The following is a 23,068-nucleotide window of genomic DNA, read 5'->3' as shown; positions in this document are numbered from 1 at the left end:
CCTCTTTACAAAAGTTTTTGAAAAGATTTCCCCAAACTCTATCAATACTGTAATATTAGTGTGCCCTTGAACTACCGTAACTGCTTAGCGTCCCTTCCTCTATACACTATACACCAAAAAATGCGGCGGTTCTGATTTCTCAAAACCGCCGCAACTGAAGATAAGCCAAGTATAAAAGTCTTTTCGCTCAGCGGTGTCTTTCCTTTCTGCCGCTGGGCAGTTTTTTCGTTCCTATTGCCGTGTTTCAATTCTCTTCATCAAAAAAGCGCACAATAGTGCAGCTATAACGAAGATCACAAGCAAAGGCCAGAGGTTATTCCAAATAAACGTACTCTCAGTCAAAAATGCGTATCCCCATGTCGCGGGAAATAATTTGCCAGCCATCACAAATGCCTTGGGCAGCATATCGCTTGGAAACATGATCCCCGAGAGCATCGTAGAGGGAAGAAATAACATGATAGATATCATTGACGTATTCGCCGTGCTTTTTGCGGCTAAACCGATCACACTGGCAATGCTAAGCGATACGGCTATCAGGGTGATCAACCCCGCGAAATATGTTCCCGGATGTGCCGGGATTTTTGCATCAAAGGCAACCGGCGCAATGACATAAAGGATGAAACTCATAATGAGCAAATGTACAAATGCTGAAATATTCGTCAAAAATAATCCTAATGACAGAGGCACGCCATTCGCCTGATATGCGTTCTTCACGTCGCTCCTGTATATTTCCACAAGCGATGGCGGCAACCCAATCAGCGCACCCATGGCGACGGAAAAGACTGTCATGGATTGGATCAAAGTTTCGCGGCTATCCGGCATAACAGATGTAAAGATTCCTCCCATGACTGCAAAAAACAGGAGTGGAACGGCATAGCACGTTATCAACATTGTTTTGCTTCTTAAGTCCAGTTTCCATTGCAGTTCAATTCCATATAAAAAGCCGTTCATTCCCTACTCCCCCTTGCTATTTTTACAAAATGCTGTTCCAAAGAGCCACGGTCTACCTGGATGTCTTGAATATCCATCTTCTTTTCTTGATAACCTTTCAATATGGAGATCAAACTTTCCCCAATGTTGTCAGCTTCAAAGGTTTCTGTTCCCTGGCTTGTTTTGATACAGATATTGTAATGTTTTCCGACCGCCTCCGTCAGTTTGTTCACTGTTCCCTTAAACGCTATCCGGCCGTCTTTCAGAATTGCGATATTGTCACACAGGCTCTCTACTTCGGCCATGTCATGGCTGGCTAACAAAATCGTTTTTCCTTGGGCTTTCAGAGTGCGGATATACTCGTGGAGAGCGATCCTCCCCTCGACATCCAACCCGGCAGTTGGCTCGTCTAAGAACACGATATCTGGATCGCTGATTAAAGCCAGTGCCAAATGCAGCCGCCGTTTCTGCCCGGTTGACATCTCCCGATACTGTTTGCCGCTCAGATCGTTTACACCTAATGCCACCAACATAGAGGTATTGACCGTTGCCTTATTCCATTTTGCAAAAAGACGAACAGCCTCCATTCCTTTGATGTAGGCAGGCAGAGAGGCTGACTGCAGCTGAATCCCCATGCGCCCGCTGATGACTATACTTCCGCTGTCATACTTCCGCAAGCCCTCAATACATTCAAGGCCGTTTACGGTCGCCTCGTGCGGGAAATGGACGAGCCGCCGGACGGCTCGCCGTGGTATTTCGACGAGGAGACGGGCGAGCGCCCGATTATTTTCGTCGAGCGGTTTTGCAAACAGTCACAAGGGACGCTCGGGGCTACCCTCGAGCTCGACCTCTTTCAAAAGGCTTTCATACAAACGCTTTTCGGGTGGCTCGAGAGGGCGACGGGATACGGAGTCCGCGCAACTACTCGCGCAACTTGCGACCTCGGAAAAGGACGTTGCTACATGGGCGGATATTGCCGCCGGGGTTACGGGTACGTTTGGCGACGCTCTCCCGATAAACAGCCTCATAGAAGCGTCGAACGAGACCGCAAAGGTCGGACAGGTCACGGGCGCACTTGCCGACGCGCTGAATTGGGTCGGTATCTCCGAGGACGAGTTTAACGAAAAGCTCGCCGCGTGTGCGGACGAGGCCGAGCGGACGGCCCTCATTACCGACACGCTCTCCGGCACATATCAAAACGCGACCGATATTTTCAAGGAAAATAACGCGACGCTCATAGCGGCAAACAAGGCACAAGCGGAGCTCGACGATACCCTCGCCCGCCTCGGCGGGACGGTGGCGGACGTAAAGAGCGAGCTCGTCGCCGAGTTCGCCCCGGCAATCTCCGAGGTAGTAGACGCTTTTATCGGGCTCATGGAGGGGGCGGACGGGGCCGAGGACGCGCTCGCCGACGCTATCGACGGGATAATCGGGAAAGCCGCCGACAAGCTCCCGGAGCTCCTCGACTTTGGCGCTCAAATCGTTATAAATGTGCTGGGCGGGATAGCGAACGCCGCGCCGCAACTCACAGAGGGCGCGGTCTCCGTCATTACAACGCTCATAGAGGGGCTCGTCGAGGCGCTCCCGCAACTCGCGGAGGCCGCTATACAAATCGTGTCGGGGCTCGTTACGGGTATCGCCGAGGCGCTCCCGGAGCTTATCCCGGCGGCGGTGGCGGCTATCACGCAGTTAGTACAAGCCCTCATAGAAAATATACCGCTCCTCATAGACGCGGCCCTCCAACTCGTGACAGGGCTCGCGCAAGGCGTGATAGACGCTATCCCGGTATTGCTCGAGGCAATCCCGACGCTGATAGAGAGCCTTGTTACGTCGCTCCTCGAGGCTATCCCGCAGATAATCGAGACGGGTATCACCCTCTTAACGTCGCTCGTGGAGGCTCTCCCGGAAATCATTACGACGATATGCGAGGTATTGCCGCAAATCATCGAGTCCACAATAACGACGCTCCTCGACCATTTGCCGGAAATCGTCGAGGCGGGAGTCCAGCTTTTAACGGCGCTGATTACCAACCTCCCGCAAATCATCTTGACGATAGTGCAGGCCCTACCGCAAATTATATCGTCGGTAGTAAATACCCTCGTTAGCAATATCCCGAAAATCATCGAGACGGGCGTAAAGCTCCTAACGTCCCTGATTACAAACCTCCCGACGATTATCTCGGAGCTCGTCCGGGCTATGCCTCAAATCATTACGGGCATGGTGAACGCACTCGGGCAAGGCGTAAGCCAGTTCGTACAGATAGGCGCTAATTTAGTGCGCGGTCTTTGGAGTGGTATCCAGTCGTTAGCCGGGTGGCTTTGGAATCACGTCTCAAGCTGGGTACAGAGTATTTGGGATAATGTCCTAAACTTTTTCGGTATTCATTCTCCATCTAAAAAAATGGAGTGGGTCTCGGAAATGAATGTCGAGGGCGCGGTCGTCGGCCTCGATAAGAACAAGGGGAAAGCGGTCAAAGCCTACGGCAATATGACGGCGGAAATGCTCGACGAGGTAGAGGGCGGCATGAAGAAAGTAAACGCCTCCCTCGCCGACTCCATCGGGGAGATAGAGACGGGCTTTTCCGCGAAAGCAACGATAGAGCAAGTCGCCGCCTCCGTCCCGTCTCTGACAGACGAGCGGAGCCGGGCGGCGGTCTCCGGCGGCGGGGACACGAACGTAACGAACAATTTCCATATTGCCGAGCTCGTCGTCCGCGAGGAGGCCGACGTTAAGAAAATCTCGCGGGAGCTCTACAATATGCAGAAAGCGAAATCTCGCGGGAAAGGAGTGGTATAACGTGGCGCTGGGCTTTACGTTCAACAATACCCATAGCGGGGCTATGGGAGTCGTCTTTCGGAGCGTCGATATCCTTGTCGATACCCGGTATGAGGTCGCAGAAAATCTCAAGGCATACGCAAAGCAGATTTTACGGGAGAGCGCCGAGCCCTACGTCTCCTATGAGATAGGCGCTATCGACCTCCACCGTCTCACGAAAGACGCTTTCTCGCGGTTTAGGCCGGGGGAAATCGTCCGCGTTATCGACGACGAGGACAAGATTAACCTCCGTAACGCATGGCATACGGTCGAGATACTCCCGGACACTATGAGCCGTATTGTCGGCGCGGTATTCTCTCAAACTTTTTGCAATTCTCGCGGCGGCGGGGATTATTAAGGGGGTTACACAATGGCAGAGTTAAAGACAATGTACCCGGCACAGCCGAACACGCCGGAGACCACGCTCGCCGGAGCTCTCACGACCTCCGACACGAGCGTAACCGTCCTCGACGGCTCTATCTTGCCGGACGCGCCTAACATTTTGACGATTGGCGCAGATACCACCACGGCGGAGACCGTCCTCATGACGGCAAAGGCCGGGAACGTCCTCACCATCGAGAGGGGGTACGACGGCACGACCCCGCGCTCGTGGACAAAGGGCGATATTATCGGGCGCTATTTCACGGCGGCAGACCAAACGGCGGTACAGGAAAATATTAAGGCGCTGGACACGGGCAAGACCGCCGTTTCCGGCGGGACGGACGTAGCTCTCTACGATAACAAGTACGGCCCGGACAGCTCATGGGCCGCGCCGGGCGCGGGCTATTTCGTTATGAACGCGAGCAACACCAACGCGGGCGGCTGGAATAGCTCGCAAATGCGTACCGGGATTTGCGGGACGAGCCTCACGAGTTACGCGGGGACAATCCTCGGGGTTATCCCCTCAGACCTCCGCTCTAACCTCAAGAGCGTTACAAAGTACACAGACAACACGGGAAACGCCTCGACCGCACAGGCCAACGTAACCGCGACGACCGATTACTTTTTCCTCCTCTCGGAGTATGAGGTTTTCGGGACTATCACCTACGCGAACACATACGAGGCCAACAAGCAAGCGCAGTACGACTATTACAAGGCCGGAAACAGCAAGGTAAAGTACAAGTACAACGCCACGGGAATCGCCGTTAGTTGGTGGCTCCGTTCGCCTCGTCGTAGAGGCTCCGACGGTTTCGTGATTGTGAACACAGGCGGCACGGTCAACTACTACAACGCGTATTATTCGCTCGCGTTCACGCCGGGCTTTTGCGTATAATTCGGGCCTCGAGAATTGCGCCCTCAATGGGCGCAATTCCAACGCCACAAGAGGAAAGGGGGCAGTAAATGAGCGTACCGAAATCCCGGCGGGGCGAAAGCCCCGCCGACTATCTCGACCTTGCGCGGGAGATTTACGTCTTTACATACGACCGGGTAAAGATACTCCCGAAATCCCATACGTTCTATTTTTCCTTGCCGCTCTACAATGCGGCGCAAAGGGCGTATAGGCTCATAAAGACGGCAAATCTCATTTTCATAGACGAGAAAGCGCCGGAGGAGATACGCCGACGGAATATCCAGCGGCGGCGGGAGCTCTACGAGAACGCGCAAGGATACTATAACTCCATGCTGGACGTACTCGACCTCGCCTTTATGAGCGTAAACCGCGAAAAGCTCCCGGCGAGCGTCCTCAAGGAATGGGTCGGGAAGATAACCGACGAGATTTCTCAAATATCCAAAATCAAGCGGAGCGACAAGAGCCGATAGGCCCTATCGCTCCGTTTCGATTGGGCCGTATCCCGTATCGCCGTTAATTGGTGGCTCCGTTCGCCTAATCGTAGCAACTCCAACAATTTCGTGAATGTGAACACAGACGGCACGGTCAACAACAACAACGCGAATTATTCGCTCGCGTTCACGCCGGGATTTCGCACGGGCCAGACCGAATAGCTTGAAACGAGTTAAAGCCGCGCCCTTGCAAAAGGGGGATACGACCCCTCCGACCGCCAACAGGCGGGACGACAAACCTATACCGCGACACGGGGAGCCGGACGCTTTTTGCATGGCGGCGGCTTGCGCGTTACCGCCGTTTCATGACTCCACCGTTACGCAATTTAGACAACGCGACATAGAAAGAATTGTGCGAGGTATCATTTTTTTATGAATAGCGCAGAAAGACACGAGCGGCGCTACCAGCGCCGTAAAGCCGCCCGTCTCAAGAGGCGGGCGGAGCTTGCGAAACAATACGGAGACTTTGAGCGCGTTTTCTCATTCGAGCACTTGTACGGCTCCTATCGGGAGTCCGTGAAAGGCGTAGGGTGGAAAGCGAGCACACAGAGGTACAAGGCGAGCGCCCTCGCGAACGTCAACAAAACGCACGACGAATTGCTCGCCGGGCGTTTTCGGACAAAGGGCTTTTATGAGTTTGATTTAGTCGAGCGAGGAAAGCCCCGGCATATTCGGAGCGTCCACATAAGCGAGCGCGTCGTCCAGCGTTGCCTATGTGATTACTCCCTTGTACCTATGCTCTCCCGGACGTTTATCTATGACAACGGGGCGAGCCTCCGGGGGAAAGGCTACGATTTCGCCGTCCGGCGGGTCTCGGGCTTTCTCACAAAGCACTACCGACAGCACGGGCGCGAGGGCTATGTCCTCGTGTTCGACTTCTCAAAATACTTTGATACCGCGCAACACGGCCCGGTATTTCGGGAAATTGAAAAGAGCGGCCTCGACGACCGACTCGTATCTATCTCCGAGTATTTTATCAAATGCTTTGGGGACGTGGGCCTCGGCCTCGGGAGTCAAGTCTCGCAGATTGCCGCTATCGCCCTCCCGAACAAAATCGACCATTTCGTAAAAGACGTGCTCCGCATGAAGTTTTACGAGCGGTATATGGACGACGGGTGTATTATCCATCGTTCAAAGAAAAAGCTCCGGGAGTGCCTCGGGCATATCAAGAGGCTTTGCACCGAGCTCGGGATAAAGCTAAACGAGAAAAAGACGCAGATAGTCAAGCTCTCGCGAGGCTTTACTTTCCTCAAGGTGCGATTTCGCTACGGGAAAAACGGCGCGGTTATCCGCCGGGCTTGCTACAAGAGCATAAAGCACATGAGGGACAAGCTAAAGGTTTTCCGCCGTTGGGTAGACTCCGGGAGAATGGCGAAAGAGGACGTAGATACGTCCGTTACATCGTTCCGGGGGCACATGAGGAGGTTTAACGACTATTTCGCCGTGCAGACGGTCGAAAGAGAATACCGCGAGCTATTCGCCGCGTAGGGAGGTCACTATATGGAGTATATCGTCTATAAGCGTTTCCGGGGGGAGGGTATCGACGGCCCTTTTAACCTCCGGCACGGTACAGTATGCGAGGAGCGGGACGGATACCTTTTCGCGCCGGACGGTCGCCGCATTTGCGCCGCCACGAGTGAAAACGGCTGGGGGCATTTCCGGCAGAACACAACCGAGGGCGCTTTCCGTCAAGAAATGCTCGAGCGGCTCTATAAGCACTACCAGCGCCGCCCGGAGCTCGCCGCCGAGGATTTCGACCCGGCGAAATGGCCGGAGGCCGATAACACCTATTGGAAAAGCCTACTCCGTACTATGCAGACGGAGGATTTAACGGCGTTCTACCGGGCGAGGCTCGGGGAGCCGCCGAGGGAGGGACGGTAAATGTATAAAGTCACAGTCGAGGGCGCTTTCGCCGGATACTCTGATACGGTGGTATACGTCAAGGTCGCGGAAAATGGCTCCTATGTCCCGTGCGGCCCGGCGGAGGCCGGGGGTGTGTGCGTAAAGCTCCCCTATGAGCACACTGACGAGGACGGGAACACGGTCAAGACCGCCGAGGACATTGTTTTTAAGCTCCCCGGCGGGGAGCTCCTCGGCATTGAACAGGAGGCCACGCTCGAGGAGACGAGCGGGACGCTCCTCGTCGAACAGGCCGAGGAGGTTATTAACATTCTGACGGGAGGTAGTAGCGAATGATTTCCGTAGAGAAAGCGAAAAAGCTCCGGGCCGTGATAGAGCGGAGCGTCTCCGCCGCCGGGCTGGACGACGAGACCGCGCTCGAGGCCGTCGAGCTTTTCCCGGCGTGGGAGCCGGGCCGGGACTACGCCGCCGGGACACGGGTACGGCATAAAGGGGGCCTCTACAAGTGCGAGACCGCTCACACGTCGGCGGCGGAGTGGAGCCCGCCCGCCGCCGCGTCACTTTGGAGCCCGGTAAAGGTGGACGGCGAGACGGGCCTCGACGAGTGGACAAGGCCGACCGGGGCGCACAACGCATACAAAAAGGGCGATAAGGTCGTTTACAAGGGCTCCATCTATCGGAGCACGATAGACGGAAATACATGGTCGCCGGAGGAATACCCGGCGGCATGGGAGCGGGTAGAATGAGTCGGGCGGTCTACACGGTCTCGAAAGGGGGTGTAGAGATTGCCCGGTTAGAGGCATTGATATGGGTACGCCTCACCGCTCCCGGCCTTTATCTCGTGTGCGGCGAGGACGAGGGCGAGGGTGTTCTCGTGGGCGGGGAGATTTACCACGTTCGCGGGTGCGCTCTTTTGCCGGGGAAAGAGACCGTCGTACTCGACTACATAGAAGAATAACGGAGGTAAAACAACATGAAAGAAACAACCTTAAAGGCCGCTATTGCGGTCGCTATGGCGGCGGCTACCGCTTATCTCCGGGAGCTTGCTATCCCGGTTTTTGTCCTCGCCGGAGTTATGGTTATCGACTACCTCTCCGGCATGGTTAGCGCGTGGGTCAAGTGCGAGCTCTCCTCCCGCGTGGGAGTGCTGGGTATCGTGAAGAAAGTCGCCTATCTCCTCGCCGTCGCCGTGGCTATCGTCGCGGATTGGGTCGTGCAGGTGGCGGGGGCGGAAATTGGTATTGATTTCGGCGGCTTTTTCTTTTTCGGCTTGCTCGTGACTATCTGGCTCGTACTCAATGAGTGTATCTCTATCCTCGAGAACATTTCGGAGATTGGCGTACCTCTCCCCGCTTTTCTGCTGAAACTCATTGATAAACTGAAAAAGACCGTAGAGGACGCGGGGGAACAACAGACAAAATAAAACGGAGGCGCAAAAAATGAGCAACAGCAATTTAGTAAACTATACGAGGATTTCGCCGAACAGGAACAGCCCGCGAAATCACGCTATCGACCGTATCTCTATCCATTGTGTCGTGGGACAGTGTACGGCGGAGCGTATCGGGGAGATTTTCGCCCCGGAGAGCCGGGAGGCGAGCTCTAACTACGGTATCGGCCTCGACGGGCGTATCGGTATGTACGTCGAGGAAAAAGACCGCTCGTGGTGTACCTCGAGCGGGGCGAACGACCACAGGGCCGTTACTATCGAGGTCGCCAGCGATACCGCACACCCATACGCCGTGAAAACCGCCGCCTTTTCCGCCCTCCTCGACCTATGTACCGACATTTGCAAGAGGAACGGGAAAAAGAGGCTCCTATGGTTTGGCGACAAGGAAAAGACCCTCGCCTACACGCCGAAAGCCGACGAAATGGTTTTGACCGTTCATCGGTGGTTTGCAAACAAGGCTTGTCCCGGCGAATACCTGTATAGCCGTCATGGGGAAATCGCGGAGGAGGTAACGAAACGGCTCGCGGCGGCGGATAAGCCCGCCGAGCCCACGGCTCCCGCCGGGACGGGAGACAATCCCTCCGCATGGGCCAAGGCCGCAACGGAGTATTGCAAGCGCAAGGGCATTTTTGCCGGGGACGGCGCGGGTAATTTCGATTGGCAAAAGCCGATTACCCGCGAACAGGTCGCCGCCGTGCTCTATCGGACGCTCGAGCGGGCCGGACTCCTCGAGGCCCTCCCGGACAAGGAATAAGAAAAGCGGGCGGGGGTTTGATACCCTCGCCCGCTTTTTGTTTGCCTCCGGCGGCTATGCGCTTTTCTTGAAATAGACGGCTATCTCGAGGCCGCACTTATCCCCGCCGCCCGTGACAGCGAAATCGGAGAGGCCCGCGTATCTATCCATGAGTGGGAGAACGCCGGGCAAATCCTTTTTTGCAATATTGCCGACTTGCTCCCCGTTGTAGAATACGCCGACGGCGGGCTCACCCTCGAAATCGTAGACCTCAAGAGAAAATGCTCTCGGGTGCGGCTCCTCTGCCGCTATCTCCCGGAGTATCTCTTGACGGTTACGAGCCGGGCCGTCGTCATTGTCAAAGGTCACGCCAACGACCCGGTAAATACGGCGGTCGAGAGAGGCTCGGCGGGCCTCCTCCCGTGCCCGGCGCTCCCGGTCGGCGGCGGCTTTCCGCTCCCGCTCCTCGGCGGCGGTGCGCTGGGCCTCCTCCGCCTCCCGCTTGAGCTTGCTCTTTTTACATAGGCGGTATATCAGTACACAAATACCGATCGGGTAGAAAATAACAAGTAAGACGATTTCCCACGATTTGAGCTTTCGCATTGGTAAAGCCTCCCTTTAATACAGATTGTAAGAAAGAAAACCGATTTGTAAATCTTTATTACAAGAATACACGATATTTATGATACAGTCAAGGGGCCACAACACAGGGAGGGCAATTTTTTGAAGATTTACGACTATAACGGTCTAAAGAACGTCGCCGGGGAGCGTATCCATCAGCGGCGCACAACGCTACGAATATCACAAGCCGACCTCTCCGCCCGTATGCAGGTGCAAGGGGTCACTATCGAGCGGGAGGCTATCTCGAAGATAGAGACCGGGGACAGGTTTATAACCGACTACGAGCTAATGACGTTCGCCGAGGTTTTAGGCGTGTCTATGGATTGGCTCACAGGCAAAGAATGAGAACGGCCCGACGGGGAGCTCCCGCCGGGCGATTTTTTCGCATAAATTCGAGTAAAGCTATTGACATACTCTCGAGAGTATGCTATCTTATTAACAAGAATTCGCGGAGGTGGCGGAAGAATGACGGAGGGAAAAAGAAAAAGTGAGACATCCTCGGCGGTAAAGAGGCGGTACAATCAAAAAACCTACGGGGCGGTTACTGCATATGTCCCGAAAGACCTTGCGGCGGCTTTCAAAGAGAAATGCGCCGCCGAGGGAATTTCACAAGCGCAGATTATCAAAAAGGCAATAGAGGATTTCTTGAGCCAGTAACCGAGGGCAAGGGGGACGGGAGGCCGTCCCCCTTTTCGATTTTTTAGGGGAGGGCCGGACAATGGCGCGGAGAAAGAGCACGACCAAGAAGGCAAAGACGGAGAAAAAGCAGAAAGAGAAAAAGTACGAGCACTTGACGTATAAAAAGCGGCTCCGCCTCGAGGTCATGCTCCGCCAGAAGATACACAAGCAGACCATAGCCGACGAGCTCCGGGTACATATCTCCACCATCTACCGGGAAATCAAGCGCGGGGAGTATGAGCACCTAAACAGCGATTACACGACGGAGATACGGTACAGCGCCGACAAAGCCGAGGCGAAATATCAAGAGGGGCTCGCCGCAAAGGGAGCGCCCCTTAAAATCGGGAATAATTTCGCCGTCGCCGAGTTCATAGAGGAGAAGATTTTACACGAGGACTATTCCCCGGTCGCCGTGTGCGCCCTTTTACGGGAGGAGGAGTATCTCGAGAAATACCATATCACATTTTGCCGGGCCACGATTTACAAGTACATAGACGACGGGAATATCTTCCCCCATATCACAAATAAAGACCTCCCGGAGAAAGGCCAGCGCAAGCGGGAGTATAAAAAGGTGCGCGAGAAAAGGGCTCCTCGGGGCCGGAGTATTGAGGAGCGTCCGCCAGAGGTCGAGACCCGCGAGGAGGTCGGACATTGGGAGGGCGATACCGTCGTCGGAAAAAAGGGCTCAAAGGCGCGGCTCCTCGTGTTCTCCGAGCGGGCTACCCGGAACGAGATAATTATAAAAATCCCGGACGGCACTACAAAGAGCGTCGTCCGGGCGCTGGACAGGCTCGAGAGGCGTTTCGGCGCGGACTTCCCGAGGATATTCAAGTCTATTACTTTTGACAACGGCTCGGAGTTCGCGGATTGCGAGGGCCTCGAGCGGAGCCTTCGGAGGAAAGGAAAAAAGCGGACGGTCGTTTACTACTGTCACCCGTACACAGCTTGCGAGCGGGGGACAAATGAGAATATAAACCGCATGATACGCCGGAAGTTCCCGAAAGGTACAAATTTCGATAAAGTGAGGCCATCCGAGGTCAAAGCCGCCGAGACGTGGCTCAACAATTATCCTCGTGGGATTTTGGGCTTTAAGAGCGCCGCGAGCGTGTTCTCCGAGGCCGTCGGGCTCGCCGCGTAAAATATTTTATAGTTTTTTCGCATAAATTACTTGACATTTGCCATTGCGTATTGTAGCTGCTTGCTCTGAAAGAATTTGTGCCACATCCGCTGGATCGTCTAGTGGAATCAGTCTGTCTCTGATGTCATTCAAGGAAAACCCTAAATGTTTCAAGGACAGTATCTGGTGCAGTTTGACAATATCTTTGTCAGTATAAAGTCTGCGGCCTCCATCACTCACGGCTGACGGCGAGAGTAACCCTTCTTTATCGTAATGCTGCAATGTTCGGACTGTAACATCCATCTTTTTTGCAACCTCGCCCACCGTCAAATATCCCTGTGGGACAGATCTATATTTTTCCACGCTTAAACGACCTCCTGCGAATAGTATAACTCATTACGTTACGTCATGAGCAAGACTTTTTTCTTGTTTTTTATAATATCGGCAACAGCGCTCGAAAAATGTAGCTTATAATGCGATTATGACATTAGCAGCAAGAGGAAGGGAAAATTTGCATTTCTAACTATCATAGCTTGTACAGGTTACTGTTTGCTCAATGCGCCGTAGGCTATCCCGCAGGTGGATCACATTCTCGTAGTAAGCGACCTCATCAATCAGCCCGGTGGCGTTAGCCACAAAAGCAAGCTGATTCAGATTATTACCAATCTCTTTCAACTCGCGGGCCATAGCTAAGTAATCAGCAGGCGGTGATTCTCTCGGCTCATATCCAACGATAAGCTGGCGAACGTAAGCTGACTTTGTAAGCCCGCAAGATTTCGCTCGGCGCGTAATCCTCTTGTGCTCTTTCTCGTTCAGCCGAAGACTGAGCTTTTTCGTTCTTCTGGTATTGATATGAACATCTCCTTTCTGCGGCTCTAAAAACAGGGTCTTAGGGGCAGCGCCCCTACCCAGCCGCGCAAGCGGGCATACCGGTCATAATACGTATCCTTACCGCATGGAATTTCTAACCTAGCTTTAAGTACATCGTAGGACCATCCCTCCGTAATTCCTATGACAAGATACTTTGCAAGTAGTTCGTCCGAATCAGCAGCGGCTTTCTTAACCATGTCCATCCTAGTCGAAAGATAGATCGTTGCCTCGGCCGCTTTTGCGGTGGGGTCGCCATATCCGCTGATTTGAATGACTGTCCCCAGGTCATCTCCGCGCTTGCTGGCCCCATCTATTATGTCGTACTCCTTCTTCCAGGGAGGGTACTGCAAGCAGAAATGCTTAAGCTCGTAGTAGCGGTGCCTCTCAATCCAGTATGGATTTTTCTCCGATAGCTCCGGATGCCTCAGATTCTTACTCATTGTGTTTTTGCTCCTTTCGGCTTAAGTTTCCCTCCGATTTCTATTCTAGGTTAGACGGAGCCTAAAGTAAAAAAGAAGTCGGTGAAAAAGTAATAGAGAGCGTCAATGGGCAACCCTCTCTTCACAGTAGACTTTGCGAATTTCGCGGAGTACAATCCCTCTTGATAAATTTGTAACAATATGGTATACTATAAGAGTCTACGTTTCGTAAGCTCTCATCGCTCCTATAAACATTTCTTGAATAGAGTATCGACCTGTTCGTGCAAGTCCGGATCGGATTGAAAAAGCCATCGTTCGAACACGTTAATGCCATGTTGAGCGCCAAGTCTGAACGATACATACGGTATCGTGCAAACGCCAACCGTCAACGCACACGCTTTAACTATCTTTTTATGTTTTTCAACTTTCCCCTTAACTTTATTTAGCATTATCAAAAAACTCCTTTCAAAATTTGTTTCATAAAAGCATCTGCATTAAATGCGAAAGAGGTGACAAATTTGGGTTGGCCTTATAGTGATTTATCCCATTTAGCAAGTCAGAATGGTGGTCCTCAGCAATACATACGAAAAATCAGGCTGCATGAGAGACAGCTCACAACAAACGCTGTAAACAAAAGATGGGTGAGTGGTATCATTCCTGCACTGGCTATACTTATTCCACTTGCGGTAAAAGGTGCTTACAATTTATTTGAAGAGTATAAGCAGAAACATACCATCACGGATATCGAAGCTCAACAAACTGAAGATAAGCTGATAGAACACTTCGAGGAAACCGATGATGACAAAACAGATTTTGAATAAAGAAAAGAGGCCGTGCTGGCCCCTCTCCTTTACTTCTTAATCTGATACATTCTTCTGAAGTTCCGTTCTCTAACTGCCTGTCGAACGCCGTCAAAGCCAAAGGTTAGTAAGACCATAGCGCATGTACAGAATATCATTGTCTTACACGCCTCGCGATACATGATTTCATGATACTCCTTTGCAAATTGCTCCAGTAGCCTTGCCATCTCTTTGTCAGTTTCGTTGTTTCTCCCAGCCATAGTATAACCTCCAAATATGTATTCATAAGAGGAACTGGGATTTATGCGCCAGCCAATTCAGCATAGTCGCCTGGCACGGATAGTCTTCATATCCGAGAGTGTCGGGAGTAATCGTTCCATCCAGAACGCCTGAAATAAGCTCCGACTCATACTGTTTGTATGGATAAACATACCCCGGTAATTCTCTATGCAGCATACCGCACTTGGCACATCGCATTCGCCGAATCGTTACCCACTTTGTGTGTCTACCTTTCGTCCGTGCAATCCTGGGAACTTTGTCGTAATATTTCAATCTCCCGCCGCACTTGGGGCAGGTTGATTCATTATTGATAATCATACCCGAACTCCTTTTAATCCAAGTTAGAATCCGGACGAGTTCTATCTATATATTCTATATGATTACGGATAATGAATCAATTAGGTAATTAAAAGTGCATCCTATGATTGACTGTGTAAAGTTGATTACCGATAAGGCACAGCCACACTTGAAGTATTAAAATGATAAGTGAGGAAATTAAAATGAAAAAATGCGTCAATTTTATAAAGGAAAATTTGAGCAATTTCTTAGCATATCTGGCAACTCTTTTTTCAATCATATGCGCCCTCACGCCAGTTTTCGTTGGTCGTACACTATTTGCTGTTGTCACTGCTGTTATCGGAATTCTATGTCTGCTTATTCTGGTATACTATCTTTATGCAACGACCAATAAGTCACAAGTTCTGCAATTACTCTCGGATGAAAAAAGATCACAAGCAATACAATTGCTCTTAATTTATGAATCTTCTAAGCACCATAATAAATCTGATAATAAAACGTTTCAATCTGGGAATTTGCATATAAAGCGCGCAACATACAAATACACAGTCAAGCGGAATCATATGTCTGATGGCCCATTTGACTTGCAGTGTAATTGGACATTTGAACTTAAAAGCTTAAGTAATTCCAACTCAATCAATTTTCTTATTTCTCAACCTAGAGGGAAAGAAACTCATACTATAACTTACATCGTTAATGATAAATCTTTTAATAAGAAAGTCACATCCTGTCGGGTAAACAATCATTCCGGTTTCAAAGGTTTTCTACAGTGTACTATTCCCCCACAAAAGGGTATGAAAAAACTTTCAATTGAATTTACCATGAAAGAAGTCTACCAGACAAAAACAAATGGGGCATTCCTTACTTGTCCATTCTTCTTTGCAAAAACTATTGATCAATTATATATTCAATGTGACTACAAAGAAGTCCAGGAAAAGATAAATCCTTCTAGCTTTTCTTTGTTTTTTTATCCATATGATGGTAGAAAGTGTAAAACTGAGAATATTGGTGATTTTAATACAATTGATGGAAGTAATAGTGTATGGGAATGTTCTGTTATTCCTGAAAAGACTTGTGCTCAAGCAATATATATAACTCAAGTATTCCATGAATAAAATTATGAAGACATATTCCTCTGCCCATCAAATAGTTGAGGCTCCAGTTTCTATCTTTCACAAGCAATATTTCTCACTAATCGATAGCATTACCAAATTTGTTATACGAAAATTGAATACTTAAAAGGACATGAACATTTCTACCGTATAAAACGGAGTATCTGCTGTACCGAAGGTTTCAAAAAGTTTCCCTTATTTTTTCCCTTAAGCGGGAGGTATTAGGTGGTACTACGAGGTAAAAGACGGTAAATAAGGACGTTTTTCACTACAAAATATGGTATAGTTGGGTATTATATAACACAACTAGGTAACACTTTTGAATATTCGAATCCTTCTGCCCCTGCCACAGACTTGGCCCGGAATTCCTTGGAATTCCGGGCTTTTCTTGTGTTTTGGGGTGGTGGTATGCGGTCTGGATTGCCGCTCCCCTGGGCGTGTATTTTGCCGTTTTTTCGTATCTGTTCGCATCCGTTTCTAACTTTTCCGTCTGGCACAGCATCAATAAATCATCAAAATTTCGGGGTGCTCTCCCCTGTGTTGGCTTGCTCTGGCTAGAAATTGAACCCGTCCGTGATTCCCTGCAGACGGGTTGTATCTTTTTTGACATAGTACATCTCAGTTATCTGCGAGGTGCTGTGGCCTAGGAGGTCGGCCACCTGCCGGGGCGAGAGTGCTTTGATGGTGCCGTCGGGCTGTTTCACACCATTTATCAGTTGAGTGGCAAAATGATGTCTTAAACTGTGTAATCCCTTCTGCTCTATCCCCGCTGCCTTGAGGATTCTGTAGTACCTCTTGCGGAAGTTCACTGGCCTGGTGTAGTCGCCCCTCTCGTCGCTCACGAGGGGCGCTGTGGGGCCGAAGTCGCGCTCCTGGCGTAACTCCCTTACTGCCTGCTCTGCGGCCTGATTCAGGGGCACGCGGCGTTTGCTGGTGGCCGTTTTTGTCTTGCCGACTTTGACCTCTCTGCCGGGGACGTAGTCTGTCCCCTCTCGCCTGCACACTTCTTTGACGTTCTGGCGCACTTCAAGATATCTACCCTCTAAATTGATGTCGCTGTTGAGCAGGCCAAGCAGTTCACCGGTGCGGAGTCCGGTATTTAGCATGAGAATATAAGCCGCCGGCTGCTGGTATTTCGGCTTGCCGTTACTGAATTTACTGAACGCCTCAGCCTTGAATTTCTCTATTTCCTCTGGCGTGAACACTGTGACCGTTTCCTGTGTGGGCAGGTCTTCTTTGTTCTGCGCAGCCATGAAGTTGGACTTCTTTATCATAGGGACGCTGTTCATGGGGTTCTTTTGCAGGATTTCCTGCTGGGCCAGGTATCGAAAATACTCGTTGAGGACGATGTACACTTTTTTCACCGTGGTGTAGGCATAACCCTCACTCATCCAGTGGTTCAGCACTTCCTTAAGGTCGGCGGCGGTGATGTCACCTACTACTTTCTCACCAAGCAGAGGAAAAATCTGGTGCTCCACCGTACATTCGCAGCGGTCGTAGGTAGTGCGCTCCACTGAGGGAAACTTAAAAACCTGTAGCCAGTGGGTCATGCTCTCCTTGAGCGTTTTGCGGGATTCATCGGACTCCTGCAAGACATCGTTAAAGGCCGCAACGTAGTCGGTCATCTTCTTGGTGACTTCTGCCTTGGTAGTACCGGAGAACGATTTACGCTTACGTTCTCCTTTCTCGTCCATGTACCAGACTGTACCGCCCCAACGGTCATCTGTGCGCTTAAAGGCTTTTCCGTTAGTCAACAACTTCTTCTGATCCATCTGTCAGCTCTCCTTTCTCAGCACACCACAATACCACACCTTGCTGAGAAAGTCCACTGACATTTTTCTTACGTTTTCTACTCTGCTGAAAAGCTCTTTCTTTGTTTATGCGGCGCAATTTTTGAGCTAACAACTCTCTTGCTTTCTTGAAAACGGAAAGCAGTCGCAAACCCTCCGCAACACCTTTTTTGACCCCTAAAAATCTGGCGCAAAACCGCCATTTTTTCGTGTTGCAACCCCACTTTTTCCGCAAATTTTGATTCATGACCCCTATTGTGATTCTGCACTAAGAATCCCGTAATCCCTTGAAACGACCGGCGTTGCCGGGCGTTGTGAACCGAGTAGGGGACGCTCCACGACCCCTACTCTTTCTCCTGCTTGAAAATCGGACGACTGAGAATCTGTGCTATTTGTGCAGGATTATAGGCTCTACTGCGGCCACATTATTCCACTCGACAAACACGGCTTTCACATGGCGTTCTTTGCCAGTGCCCCTCAACTTCTCCGACTGTTGCTCTAAAGCACCTGACACGCTCCTCATGTAGGTGGGGCCACAGCACTATTTATACCACCTCATCCATCGCGTACGCCCTTCGTACAATATCCTCGATCCTCTCCTCCTGCACATAAAGGTTCACAGGGTCGTATATCCCAATCAAGTCGATCATAGCAGCCTTGGCGGTCATTTCTGTCTTGGATTTGATAAGCCAATGGCGCTCGTCCCGCTCCAAAAGCTCGTATTTGCTGCTCTCTTGCCAGGACGGCGGTACAGTATCAAACTCCAATTTAACAGTAAACCCATCGTTATATTTGGTGCGGAAATCCTCAAGCGTACCATCAAACAGCTTTTTCCCTTGGTCAATCATAATAAGCCGCTGACACACCGCCTCGATATCGTCCATATCGTGCGTGGTCAGAATAATGGTCGTGTTTCGCTGGGCGTTGATATTTTTCAATGCGTCCCGCAGCACCTTCTTGCTGGTCACGTCCAGGCCGATGGTGGGCTCGTCCAGGTACAGCACCTCCGGGTCGTGAAGCAAGGCGATTGCAATGTTGGCTTTCATCTTTTGGCCCAGGCTTAGCTGGCGTACCGGCTGGTGCAGGAAGTCTTTCATATCCAGCAGCTCTGTGTAGAACTGGCAGTTTTGGCGAAACCGCTCCCGTGGCACGGAGTATAGGCTCTCATACAAATCGAACGTGTCGGATATGGGCAAATCCCAATAGAGCTGGGAACGCTGGCCGAACACCACACCAATACGCTTGGCGTTCTCCTTGCGGTTCTCATAAGGGATGATATCCCCTATTTTTGCCACGCCGCTGGTGGGCAGCAACACCCCGGAGAGCATCTTGATGGTGGTGGATTTGCCCGCGCCGTTAGGGCCAATATAGCCCACGACCTCGCCCTTTTCCAGGGAGAAAGATACATCTTTTACCGCCTTTTTGACGGTGTATTCCCGGTGGAACAGAGACTTGACCGCCCCCGCGATTCCCTTTTCCTGCTTGGCGATGCGGTAATCCTTACATAAGTCTGTTACTTCAATAAAGCTCATATTGGCCTCCTTATGGCTCGCTCTCAAGAGCCTGTGCTCTTATAGTGTTTTAGTCCCCAATTCCACAGCAAAATGCTCAGCGCAAATACAAGCGCTCCCACTAGAGGGCTGAGGTATGGAAGTATAGCCGGGTATCCCTCTGGGATAGATTTTCCCAGCAGAGCAGCGGCCGGGTAGAAATTCATAAACGCAAAGGGCAAAATAAAGGTAAGCACAAACTGTATCCCTTTGGGGAAAACCGTAATGGGGTAGTTGGTGAACTCTTTCACATCCCACAGCAGAAAATCTGCAATAGGGTTGTTCCCCACCGTAAAAAAGCTCATGGTGGAGGAGGCGATCAGTGCCGCCGCCTGCACCAGTGACGCGCCTAGCACTGCCGAAAGCAAAAACAGCAGGCTTGGCACAGTAGGGATAAAGTCTGTATGGGAAAGCGCGATCACCATGATGACCAGTGAAACGGTAAAATGACTGATATAACCCACATTGTACCCTGCCGAAAACACTTCGTGCAGAAATGGGTGGATGGGCTTTGTCAGTGATGCATCGAACTCTCCGGAACGGATGCGCCCTGCAAGTCCATTAGAAAAATTATAAAAGAACGATGCTCCGATTGCGTAGGACATGACCGACAGCCCATAGAGCATCAGCACCTCGGAGCCGTTCCAGCCGCCCAAAATATCAAAGCTGGAAACCATAATGTATATGCCCAGAAATGTCGCCCCATAGCTGATCCACTGGCCTATGATACCGGCTATAAACGTGCCCCGGTAGGCCATCTCCCTACGCAGGGCCACCTTGAAAAAGCTGCTGAACAGCCGCCGGAAATCTCTCATGTTTCCCCTCCTCTCAGCCGCCGTTGACGGTCAGTTTCTTCGTTGCCGCCCGCCAAACCAGCTTGTCCACTATACTTAGCCCTATCAGCCACAGCAACGCCGCCAGAATAGAAACCCACGCCTGTTCTACCGAAGTCTTCATCAGGAAGATGTTGATGGGTTCAAAGGTCACATAGCGGAAGGGCAGCCAATAGCTCAGAGTTTTCAAAAATTCCGGGTAGAACCAGATAGGTACCATCGTACCGCCGAATATGCTGCTCAACCCGGTCAGGTAAAAGCGGATAAACCAGCAGCGTTGCAGCCAAAACGCTGTCAGCCCGGCCAGATATGTCACTTCAAACTTCAAAGCAATTCCCAGCAACGCGGACAGGAGAAACAGCGGGATATGTACCAGATCCGGCAGCACCGCCCCGGAGAGGAAGAACAGGCTCAGGAGCAAGATTGGCAGAGTCGCGGTCAACGCTCCGTAGATGTTCTTGCCAAGGGTATGGGCCAGCATATATCCCTTGTAGGAGATAGGCCGCAGCAGTTCCATGGAAATGGTACCGTCTATCATGGCGGTTTCTATCACTCCTGCCACATTGGCGCGGGTCAACTGTAGCACAAGGGAGTTGATAAGCACATACAGCAGCATATCCGGGAAACTGATATCATTGCGCACCCCAGAGCTTAAAAGCGCCTGCCATAGAAATATCTGAATCAGAAAGCTGAGCCCCGCGCCGACAATTCCCCATAGGGCTGCCGCGCGGTAGGTAAGCTCTGACTTCAGGGACTTTTTGAATACGAGCCAATATTTTCTCATTTGCACCCCTCCTCATTTTGGGTTGATTTTTTAATTATACCAGCTTATTTCTCCCTTGTAAATCACATTTCCCGATTTCGGACTTTCTGTTATGATTCTGCCGACTTCATAGCAGTCATAATATCTGCCCACGATTTTTGCAATCTCTCCAGCGCTTTCCTCTGCCACAACCAGCCACATCCCCATCCCACAGTTATAGGAGGAGAGCATATCCGATTCAGAAATATTCCCCATTTTTTTGATGTGGCGGAATATTGGCAAGAGACGCACCTTGCTCAAATCAATCTCTGCGCACAGGCCCTCTGGGATTATCTCGTCCATATGGCTCTCCAGGCCATAGTGGCAGATGATGTGGGTCATGCCGTGCACATCTTCCCTTCCCAGCAGAGGAGATAGGGCTTTGTAATAGGAGGCGTGGGGCTTCATGATCTGCTCCAGGAAAGTCTCCCCGGCCACCATCTCTTTCTTTATAAGCGGCATTTTCTCCAAGAGTATGCCCAGCAACGTGTAGCCCGTGGTGTGCGGGCCATTGGAAGCCACGGCCAGTATCACGTCGCCCTTGCGGATCGCGCTCCCATCCAGAAGGCCCCCTTTTGGCGCAACGCCCACAACATTGGCACAAATTTCATAAGCCCCCTTCTGCACCGTGAACGAGTGGATACGGGTGCTGCCGCCGATAAAGGAGCACCCGTTTTCCTTGCAGGCGTCCGAAATTCCCTTGACAATGGACAGCAGGACATCCTCGTTATCCTCGCCCATGGCGATGCAGTCGGTAACAGCCAGCGGCCTTGCGCCCATAGAAAGGACATTGCTTACCAAATCGTTTACAATGTCGTGGCCCGCAGATTCGCCATATCCATACCGGGCGGCCAGCTTACATTTTGAGCCGTACCATCCGGGACTCATGACCAGCACCGGAGATTCTATATCGGGGAACTGGAAATCATAGAGTACAGTAGGCATGGCGGGCTTGTTAAGGACGCGCTGGTCGCCTATGGTCAGTTGGGCGGCTATCTTCTGCCTTAAATCTGCGAAGTGTACCAGGTCAACCTCGGTCTGGTCATAGGTTATCCTGTCCCCGCCGTTGAGCAGGGTGTCCACGGAAACATTCAGTATCCGGGCCAGCTCTACCAACACCTCCACACTGGGGACGGCGCCGTTCTCCCACTTGGACACAGCCTGGTAGGAAACCTTCAGCTTGTCCGCTATCTCCACTTGGGTCATACCGAGTTCCTTACGCTTTAGAGCAAGGAAGGCGGATATTTTTTGGCTGTCGAGCATGGTTGGTACCTCCTTTCGGCAGTATGGTAATATTATAGTCGAGAGGAGGCGATTTCACAATAACGAGATTGTAGTGCTTGAGGGAGAAAACTCAACTGAGGGTAGAGTTGATGACATTTAGGCCCTGCAAATAACCCACTTGTGTATTTTCATAATCTATGGTATACTAAATTTAACAAAAGTCGAGGAGGGAACGTGTATGTGTACTGCTGAGCAGTTAAATGGACTAACCACCGATTTGGTTTCAGAGTATCGCAGGTTATTTGGCGATTCTCTTCGGCAGGTCATTTTATACGGTTCCTACGCTCGGGGAAACCCTGACGAAGAATCTGATGTGGATGTCGCCGCACTTGTGGACTGTTCCCGGGAAACACTCCATAAAGCCTTTGCACGATTGGGCGAGATTTCTTCTGAACTGAGCCTAACCTATGGGATCACCGTTTCGCCTACCGCTATTCCTTTTACAGATTTTCAGAATTATCAAAATGTGCTGCCATATTATTGGAACATCCACAACGAAGGGGTGCAGTTATATGCCTGATACCAAATGGCGAGAGCTTTCCAACTATAGAATTGAGGCGGCTAAAGAGACCCTGAAAACTGCCCAACTCCTTTACGAAAATGCCCGGTACAAAGACTGCGTTAATCGCTCCTATTACACGATATTCCATAGTATGAGGGCTGTTCTTGCGTTGGAAGGCGTTGATTATAAGAAACATTCCGGTGTGATTTCCCATTTCAAGGAAAATATATTAAACCCGGCATATTCTCGAAAGATCTATCCAGCATTGTCGGACAAGCATCTTTGATTCGCAACCAAAGCGATTATGAAGATTTCTTCCTGGTATCTGCCGAGGATGCTAAAGAGCAGTTACTGGGTGCTGCGGACTTTTATGCGGCTGTTTGTGCTTATTTGCAGACAGGGGAAAAGCAGCTATAGCTCCAATAGATGGCGTCGTCAATAAACAAGGAGCCAAATAGCAATACAACGGATCTGGACAGCGGCGGCGAAGGAAGAGGCGTTTTTGGCGTAGCGCGTAGCAATACCGCGCCATCTTTTGAGAAGAAGGA

At 51.1% G+C, this 23,068-nt stretch carries 33 protein-coding genes and 1 pseudogene; 20 read left to right on the top strand and 14 right to left on the bottom strand.

Features of this window, described 5'->3' with window-relative positions; translation table 11 throughout:
- Positions 1–231: 231 nt before the first annotated feature.
- Both U8U01_RS07955 and U8U01_RS07950 read right to left on the bottom strand, forming a co-directional pair.
- Positions 232–951 carry an ABC transporter permease gene (locus U8U01_RS07955; RefSeq protein ID WP_322173171.1) on the bottom strand — a complete coding sequence of 240 codons (720 nt, stop codon included), beginning with the start codon at positions 949–951 and terminating at the stop codon, positions 232–234.
- On the bottom strand, positions 948–1,565 hold the full coding sequence (locus U8U01_RS07950; RefSeq protein WP_367575611.1) for an ATP-binding cassette domain-containing protein: 618 nt from the start codon (positions 1,563–1,565) through the stop codon (positions 948–950). Before U8U01_RS07950 ends, U8U01_RS07955 begins: the two co-directional genes overlap by 4 nt.
- On the opposite strand from U8U01_RS07950, the gene U8U01_RS07945 reads away from it, so the two are divergent.
- From U8U01_RS07945 to U8U01_RS07895, 12 genes are all read left to right on the top strand, one after another.
- Positions 1,564–3,726, top strand: a complete 2,163-nt coding sequence (locus tag U8U01_RS07945) for a phage tail protein (RefSeq protein WP_322173170.1) — start codon at positions 1,564–1,566, stop codon at positions 3,724–3,726. The genes U8U01_RS07950 and U8U01_RS07945 overlap by 2 nt on opposite strands.
- 1 nt (position 3,727) lies before the next feature.
- Positions 3,728–4,102, top strand: a complete 375-nt coding sequence (locus tag U8U01_RS07940) for a phage tail protein (RefSeq protein ID WP_322173168.1) — start codon at positions 3,728–3,730, stop codon at positions 4,100–4,102.
- A gap of 12 nt (positions 4,103–4,114) precedes the next feature.
- A complete protein-coding gene (locus U8U01_RS07935) occupies positions 4,115–5,017 on the top strand; it encodes a DUF6273 domain-containing protein (RefSeq protein WP_322173166.1) in 903 nt (300 codons plus the stop codon).
- Positions 5,018–5,085: 68 nt separating this feature from the next.
- On the top strand, positions 5,086–5,505 hold the full coding sequence (locus U8U01_RS07930) for a hypothetical protein (protein ID WP_322173164.1): 420 nt from the start codon (positions 5,086–5,088) through the stop codon (positions 5,503–5,505).
- 36 nt (positions 5,506–5,541) lie between these two features.
- Positions 5,542–5,688 carry a DUF6273 domain-containing protein gene (locus tag U8U01_RS17445; RefSeq protein ID WP_367575613.1) on the top strand — a complete coding sequence of 49 codons (147 nt, stop codon included), beginning with the start codon at positions 5,542–5,544 and terminating at the stop codon, positions 5,686–5,688.
- A gap of 210 nt (positions 5,689–5,898) precedes the next feature.
- Positions 5,899–7,014 carry an RNA-directed DNA polymerase gene (locus U8U01_RS07925; RefSeq protein WP_322173163.1) on the top strand — a complete coding sequence of 372 codons (1,116 nt, stop codon included), beginning with the start codon at positions 5,899–5,901 and terminating at the stop codon, positions 7,012–7,014.
- Between the two features lie 12 nt (positions 7,015–7,026).
- Positions 7,027–7,407 (top strand): hypothetical protein, encoded by a 381-nt coding sequence (locus U8U01_RS07920; protein ID WP_161473108.1) that lies wholly within the window; start codon positions 7,027–7,029, stop codon positions 7,405–7,407.
- On the top strand, positions 7,408–7,722 hold the full coding sequence (locus U8U01_RS07915) for a hypothetical protein (RefSeq protein ID WP_322173161.1): 315 nt from the start codon (positions 7,408–7,410) through the stop codon (positions 7,720–7,722).
- Positions 7,719–8,132, top strand: a complete 414-nt coding sequence (locus U8U01_RS07910; protein WP_322173159.1) for a carbohydrate-binding protein — start codon at positions 7,719–7,721, stop codon at positions 8,130–8,132. Before U8U01_RS07915 ends, U8U01_RS07910 begins: the two co-directional genes overlap by 4 nt.
- Positions 8,129–8,344, top strand: coding sequence for a hypothetical protein (locus U8U01_RS07905; protein WP_322172321.1), 216 nt, complete (start codon positions 8,129–8,131; stop codon positions 8,342–8,344). The genes U8U01_RS07910 and U8U01_RS07905 overlap by 4 nt, the downstream gene beginning before the upstream one ends.
- Positions 8,345–8,359: 15 nt before the next feature.
- Positions 8,360–8,809, top strand: coding sequence for a phage holin family protein (locus U8U01_RS07900; RefSeq protein ID WP_322173157.1), 450 nt, complete (start codon positions 8,360–8,362; stop codon positions 8,807–8,809).
- Between the two features lie 16 nt (positions 8,810–8,825).
- Positions 8,826–9,587: an N-acetylmuramoyl-L-alanine amidase gene (locus tag U8U01_RS07895; protein WP_322173155.1), complete on the top strand. Its 762-nt coding sequence runs from the start codon at positions 8,826–8,828 to the stop codon at positions 9,585–9,587.
- Between the two features lie 54 nt (positions 9,588–9,641).
- On the opposite strand, the gene U8U01_RS07890 is transcribed toward U8U01_RS07895, so the two are convergent.
- A complete protein-coding gene (locus U8U01_RS07890; protein WP_322173153.1) occupies positions 9,642–10,169 on the bottom strand; it encodes a hypothetical protein in 528 nt (175 codons plus the stop codon).
- 120 nt (positions 10,170–10,289) lie between these two features.
- On the opposite strand from U8U01_RS07890, the gene U8U01_RS07885 reads away from it, so the two are divergent.
- From U8U01_RS07885 to U8U01_RS07875, 3 genes are all read left to right on the top strand, one after another.
- Entirely contained in the window at positions 10,290–10,532 is a 243-nt protein-coding gene (locus U8U01_RS07885) for a helix-turn-helix domain-containing protein (RefSeq protein ID WP_322173151.1), read from the top strand.
- A 120-nt stretch (positions 10,533–10,652) separates the two neighbouring features.
- Positions 10,653–10,844, top strand: a complete 192-nt coding sequence (locus tag U8U01_RS07880) for a ribbon-helix-helix domain-containing protein (RefSeq protein WP_322173150.1) — start codon at positions 10,653–10,655, stop codon at positions 10,842–10,844.
- A 166-nt stretch (positions 10,845–11,010) separates the two neighbouring features.
- Positions 11,011–12,003 carry an IS30 family transposase gene (locus tag U8U01_RS07875; RefSeq protein ID WP_437124389.1) on the top strand — a complete coding sequence of 331 codons (993 nt, stop codon included), beginning with the start codon at positions 11,011–11,013 and terminating at the stop codon, positions 12,001–12,003.
- A gap of 6 nt (positions 12,004–12,009) precedes the next feature.
- Here the strand turns inward: U8U01_RS07875 and U8U01_RS07870 are convergent, their stop codons facing one another.
- The 3 genes from U8U01_RS07870 to U8U01_RS07860 all read right to left on the bottom strand — a co-directional run bounded on the left by U8U01_RS07870 (position 12,010) and on the right by U8U01_RS07860 (position 13,292).
- Positions 12,010–12,345: a MerR family transcriptional regulator gene (locus U8U01_RS07870; RefSeq protein ID WP_367575610.1), complete on the bottom strand. Its 336-nt coding sequence runs from the start codon at positions 12,343–12,345 to the stop codon at positions 12,010–12,012.
- A gap of 156 nt (positions 12,346–12,501) precedes the next feature.
- Complete coding sequence (locus U8U01_RS17565; protein ID WP_437124388.1) at positions 12,502–12,834, bottom strand: plasmid mobilization protein; 333 nt, start codon at positions 12,832–12,834, stop codon at positions 12,502–12,504.
- Positions 12,835–12,857: 23 nt separating this feature from the next.
- Positions 12,858–13,292, bottom strand: coding sequence for a hypothetical protein (locus U8U01_RS07860; RefSeq protein WP_322173145.1), 435 nt, complete (start codon positions 13,290–13,292; stop codon positions 12,858–12,860).
- Between the two features lie 488 nt (positions 13,293–13,780).
- Between U8U01_RS07860 and U8U01_RS07855 the strand changes: the two genes are divergently transcribed.
- Complete coding sequence (locus U8U01_RS07855) at positions 13,781–14,092, top strand: hypothetical protein (RefSeq protein ID WP_322173143.1); 312 nt, start codon at positions 13,781–13,783, stop codon at positions 14,090–14,092.
- 261 nt (positions 14,093–14,353) lie between these two features.
- Here the strand turns inward: U8U01_RS07855 and U8U01_RS07850 are convergent, their stop codons facing one another.
- Positions 14,354–14,668, bottom strand: coding sequence for a DUF6431 domain-containing protein (locus U8U01_RS07850; RefSeq protein ID WP_322173142.1), 315 nt, complete (start codon positions 14,666–14,668; stop codon positions 14,354–14,356).
- A 161-nt stretch (positions 14,669–14,829) separates the two neighbouring features.
- Here U8U01_RS07850 and U8U01_RS07845 point away from each other — a divergent pair, with 161 nt between their 5' ends.
- The gene (locus U8U01_RS07845; RefSeq protein ID WP_322173140.1) at positions 14,830–15,762 is read left to right on the top strand and encodes a hypothetical protein; all 933 of its coding nucleotides are present in this window, start codon (positions 14,830–14,832) and stop codon (positions 15,760–15,762) included.
- Positions 15,763–16,313: 551 nt separating this feature from the next.
- On the opposite strand, the gene U8U01_RS07840 is transcribed toward U8U01_RS07845, so the two are convergent.
- The 6 genes from U8U01_RS07840 to U8U01_RS07815 form a co-directional block, all read right to left on the bottom strand.
- Positions 16,314–17,531, bottom strand: coding sequence for a tyrosine-type recombinase/integrase (locus tag U8U01_RS07840; RefSeq protein WP_322173138.1), 1,218 nt, complete (start codon positions 17,529–17,531; stop codon positions 16,314–16,316).
- Positions 17,506–17,796: a hypothetical protein gene (locus U8U01_RS07835; RefSeq protein WP_322173136.1), complete on the bottom strand. Its 291-nt coding sequence runs from the start codon at positions 17,794–17,796 to the stop codon at positions 17,506–17,508. Before U8U01_RS07835 ends, U8U01_RS07840 begins: the two co-directional genes overlap by 26 nt.
- Positions 17,797–18,094: 298 nt before the next feature.
- Positions 18,095–19,081: an ABC transporter ATP-binding protein gene (locus U8U01_RS07830; protein WP_304433267.1), complete on the bottom strand. Its 987-nt coding sequence runs from the start codon at positions 19,079–19,081 to the stop codon at positions 18,095–18,097.
- A 23-nt stretch (positions 19,082–19,104) separates the two neighbouring features.
- Entirely contained in the window at positions 19,105–19,914 is an 810-nt protein-coding gene (locus U8U01_RS07825; RefSeq protein WP_322173134.1) for an ABC transporter permease, read from the bottom strand.
- Positions 19,915–19,927: 13 nt separating this feature from the next.
- Positions 19,928–20,716 (bottom strand): ABC transporter permease, encoded by a 789-nt coding sequence (locus tag U8U01_RS07820; protein WP_322173132.1) that lies wholly within the window; start codon positions 20,714–20,716, stop codon positions 19,928–19,930.
- Between the two features lie 30 nt (positions 20,717–20,746).
- Complete coding sequence (locus tag U8U01_RS07815; RefSeq protein ID WP_322173130.1) at positions 20,747–21,997, bottom strand: AIR synthase related protein; 1,251 nt, start codon at positions 21,995–21,997, stop codon at positions 20,747–20,749.
- Positions 21,998–22,196: 199 nt separating this feature from the next.
- On the opposite strand from U8U01_RS07815, the gene U8U01_RS07810 reads away from it, so the two are divergent.
- Genes U8U01_RS07810 through U8U01_RS07800 form a run of 3 tightly spaced genes read left to right on the top strand, consistent with a single transcriptional unit; the run spans position 22,197 to position 22,937 of the window.
- Positions 22,197–22,538, top strand: a complete 342-nt coding sequence (locus U8U01_RS07810; protein WP_304433272.1) for a nucleotidyltransferase domain-containing protein — start codon at positions 22,197–22,199, stop codon at positions 22,536–22,538.
- Positions 22,531–22,806: a HEPN domain-containing protein gene (locus tag U8U01_RS07805; protein ID WP_304433273.1), complete on the top strand. Its 276-nt coding sequence runs from the start codon at positions 22,531–22,533 to the stop codon at positions 22,804–22,806. Before U8U01_RS07810 ends, U8U01_RS07805 begins: the two co-directional genes overlap by 8 nt.
- The gene (locus U8U01_RS07800; protein ID WP_322173128.1) at positions 22,803–22,937 is read left to right on the top strand and encodes a hypothetical protein; all 135 of its coding nucleotides are present in this window, start codon (positions 22,803–22,805) and stop codon (positions 22,935–22,937) included. Before U8U01_RS07805 ends, U8U01_RS07800 begins: the two co-directional genes overlap by 4 nt.
- 18 nt (positions 22,938–22,955) lie before the next feature.
- On the opposite strand, the pseudogene U8U01_RS07795 reads toward U8U01_RS07800, so the two are convergent.
- Positions 22,956–23,068, bottom strand: a pseudogene (locus tag U8U01_RS07795) (IS5/IS1182 family transposase); the annotation flags it as partial.

Origin of the sequence: Acutalibacter caecimuris (assembly GCF_034335085.1) — a bacterium.
Classification (GTDB): Bacteria; Bacillota; Clostridia; order Oscillospirales; family Acutalibacteraceae; genus Acutalibacter; species Acutalibacter caecimuris.
This window is presented reverse-complemented; position numbering and strand designations above follow the sequence as displayed.

Coding starts and splice junctions, on each gene's coding strand:
- U8U01_RS07840 (WP_322173138.1), bottom strand. CDS start 17,531: ATGGATCAGAAGAAGTTGTTGACTAACGGAAAAGCCTTTAAGCGCACA.
- U8U01_RS07815 (WP_322173130.1), bottom strand. CDS start 21,997: ATGCTCGACAGCCAAAAAATATCCGCCTTCCTTGCTCTAAAGCGTAAG.
- U8U01_RS07805 (WP_304433273.1), top strand. CDS start 22,531: ATGCCTGATACCAAATGGCGAGAGCTTTCCAACTATAGAATTGAGGCG.
- U8U01_RS07945 (WP_322173170.1), top strand. CDS start 1,564: ATGCGCCCGCTGATGACTATACTTCCGCTGTCATACTTCCGCAAGCCC.
- U8U01_RS07920 (WP_161473108.1), top strand. CDS start 7,027: ATGGAGTATATCGTCTATAAGCGTTTCCGGGGGGAGGGTATCGACGGC.
- U8U01_RS07905 (WP_322172321.1), top strand. CDS start 8,129: ATGAGTCGGGCGGTCTACACGGTCTCGAAAGGGGGTGTAGAGATTGCC.
- U8U01_RS07915 (WP_322173161.1), top strand. CDS start 7,408: ATGTATAAAGTCACAGTCGAGGGCGCTTTCGCCGGATACTCTGATACG.
- U8U01_RS07835 (WP_322173136.1), bottom strand. CDS start 17,796: ATGAATCAAAATTTGCGGAAAAAGTGGGGTTGCAACACGAAAAAATGG.
- U8U01_RS07955 (WP_322173171.1), bottom strand. CDS start 951: ATGAACGGCTTTTTATATGGAATTGAACTGCAATGGAAACTGGACTTA.
- U8U01_RS07820 (WP_322173132.1), bottom strand. CDS start 20,716: ATGAGAAAATATTGGCTCGTATTCAAAAAGTCCCTGAAGTCAGAGCTT.
- U8U01_RS07900 (WP_322173157.1), top strand. CDS start 8,360: ATGAAAGAAACAACCTTAAAGGCCGCTATTGCGGTCGCTATGGCGGCG.
- U8U01_RS07880 (WP_322173150.1), top strand. CDS start 10,653: ATGACGGAGGGAAAAAGAAAAAGTGAGACATCCTCGGCGGTAAAGAGG.
- U8U01_RS07930 (WP_322173164.1), top strand. CDS start 5,086: ATGAGCGTACCGAAATCCCGGCGGGGCGAAAGCCCCGCCGACTATCTC.
- U8U01_RS07810 (WP_304433272.1), top strand. CDS start 22,197: ATGTGTACTGCTGAGCAGTTAAATGGACTAACCACCGATTTGGTTTCA.
- U8U01_RS07910 (WP_322173159.1), top strand. CDS start 7,719: ATGATTTCCGTAGAGAAAGCGAAAAAGCTCCGGGCCGTGATAGAGCGG.
- U8U01_RS07875 (WP_437124389.1), top strand. CDS start 11,011: ATGCTCCGCCAGAAGATACACAAGCAGACCATAGCCGACGAGCTCCGG.
- U8U01_RS07845 (WP_322173140.1), top strand. CDS start 14,830: ATGATAAGTGAGGAAATTAAAATGAAAAAATGCGTCAATTTTATAAAG.
- U8U01_RS07950 (WP_367575611.1), bottom strand. CDS start 1,565: ATGGGGATTCAGCTGCAGTCAGCCTCTCTGCCTGCCTACATCAAAGGA.
- U8U01_RS07825 (WP_322173134.1), bottom strand. CDS start 19,914: ATGAGAGATTTCCGGCGGCTGTTCAGCAGCTTTTTCAAGGTGGCCCTG.
- U8U01_RS07925 (WP_322173163.1), top strand. CDS start 5,899: ATGAATAGCGCAGAAAGACACGAGCGGCGCTACCAGCGCCGTAAAGCC.
- U8U01_RS07830 (WP_304433267.1), bottom strand. CDS start 19,081: ATGAGCTTTATTGAAGTAACAGACTTATGTAAGGATTACCGCATCGCC.
- U8U01_RS07860 (WP_322173145.1), bottom strand. CDS start 13,292: ATGAGTAAGAATCTGAGGCATCCGGAGCTATCGGAGAAAAATCCATAC.
- U8U01_RS07895 (WP_322173155.1), top strand. CDS start 8,826: ATGAGCAACAGCAATTTAGTAAACTATACGAGGATTTCGCCGAACAGG.
- U8U01_RS07935 (WP_322173166.1), top strand. CDS start 4,115: ATGGCAGAGTTAAAGACAATGTACCCGGCACAGCCGAACACGCCGGAG.
- U8U01_RS07850 (WP_322173142.1), bottom strand. CDS start 14,668: ATGATTATCAATAATGAATCAACCTGCCCCAAGTGCGGCGGGAGATTG.
- U8U01_RS07890 (WP_322173153.1), bottom strand. CDS start 10,169: ATGCGAAAGCTCAAATCGTGGGAAATCGTCTTACTTGTTATTTTCTAC.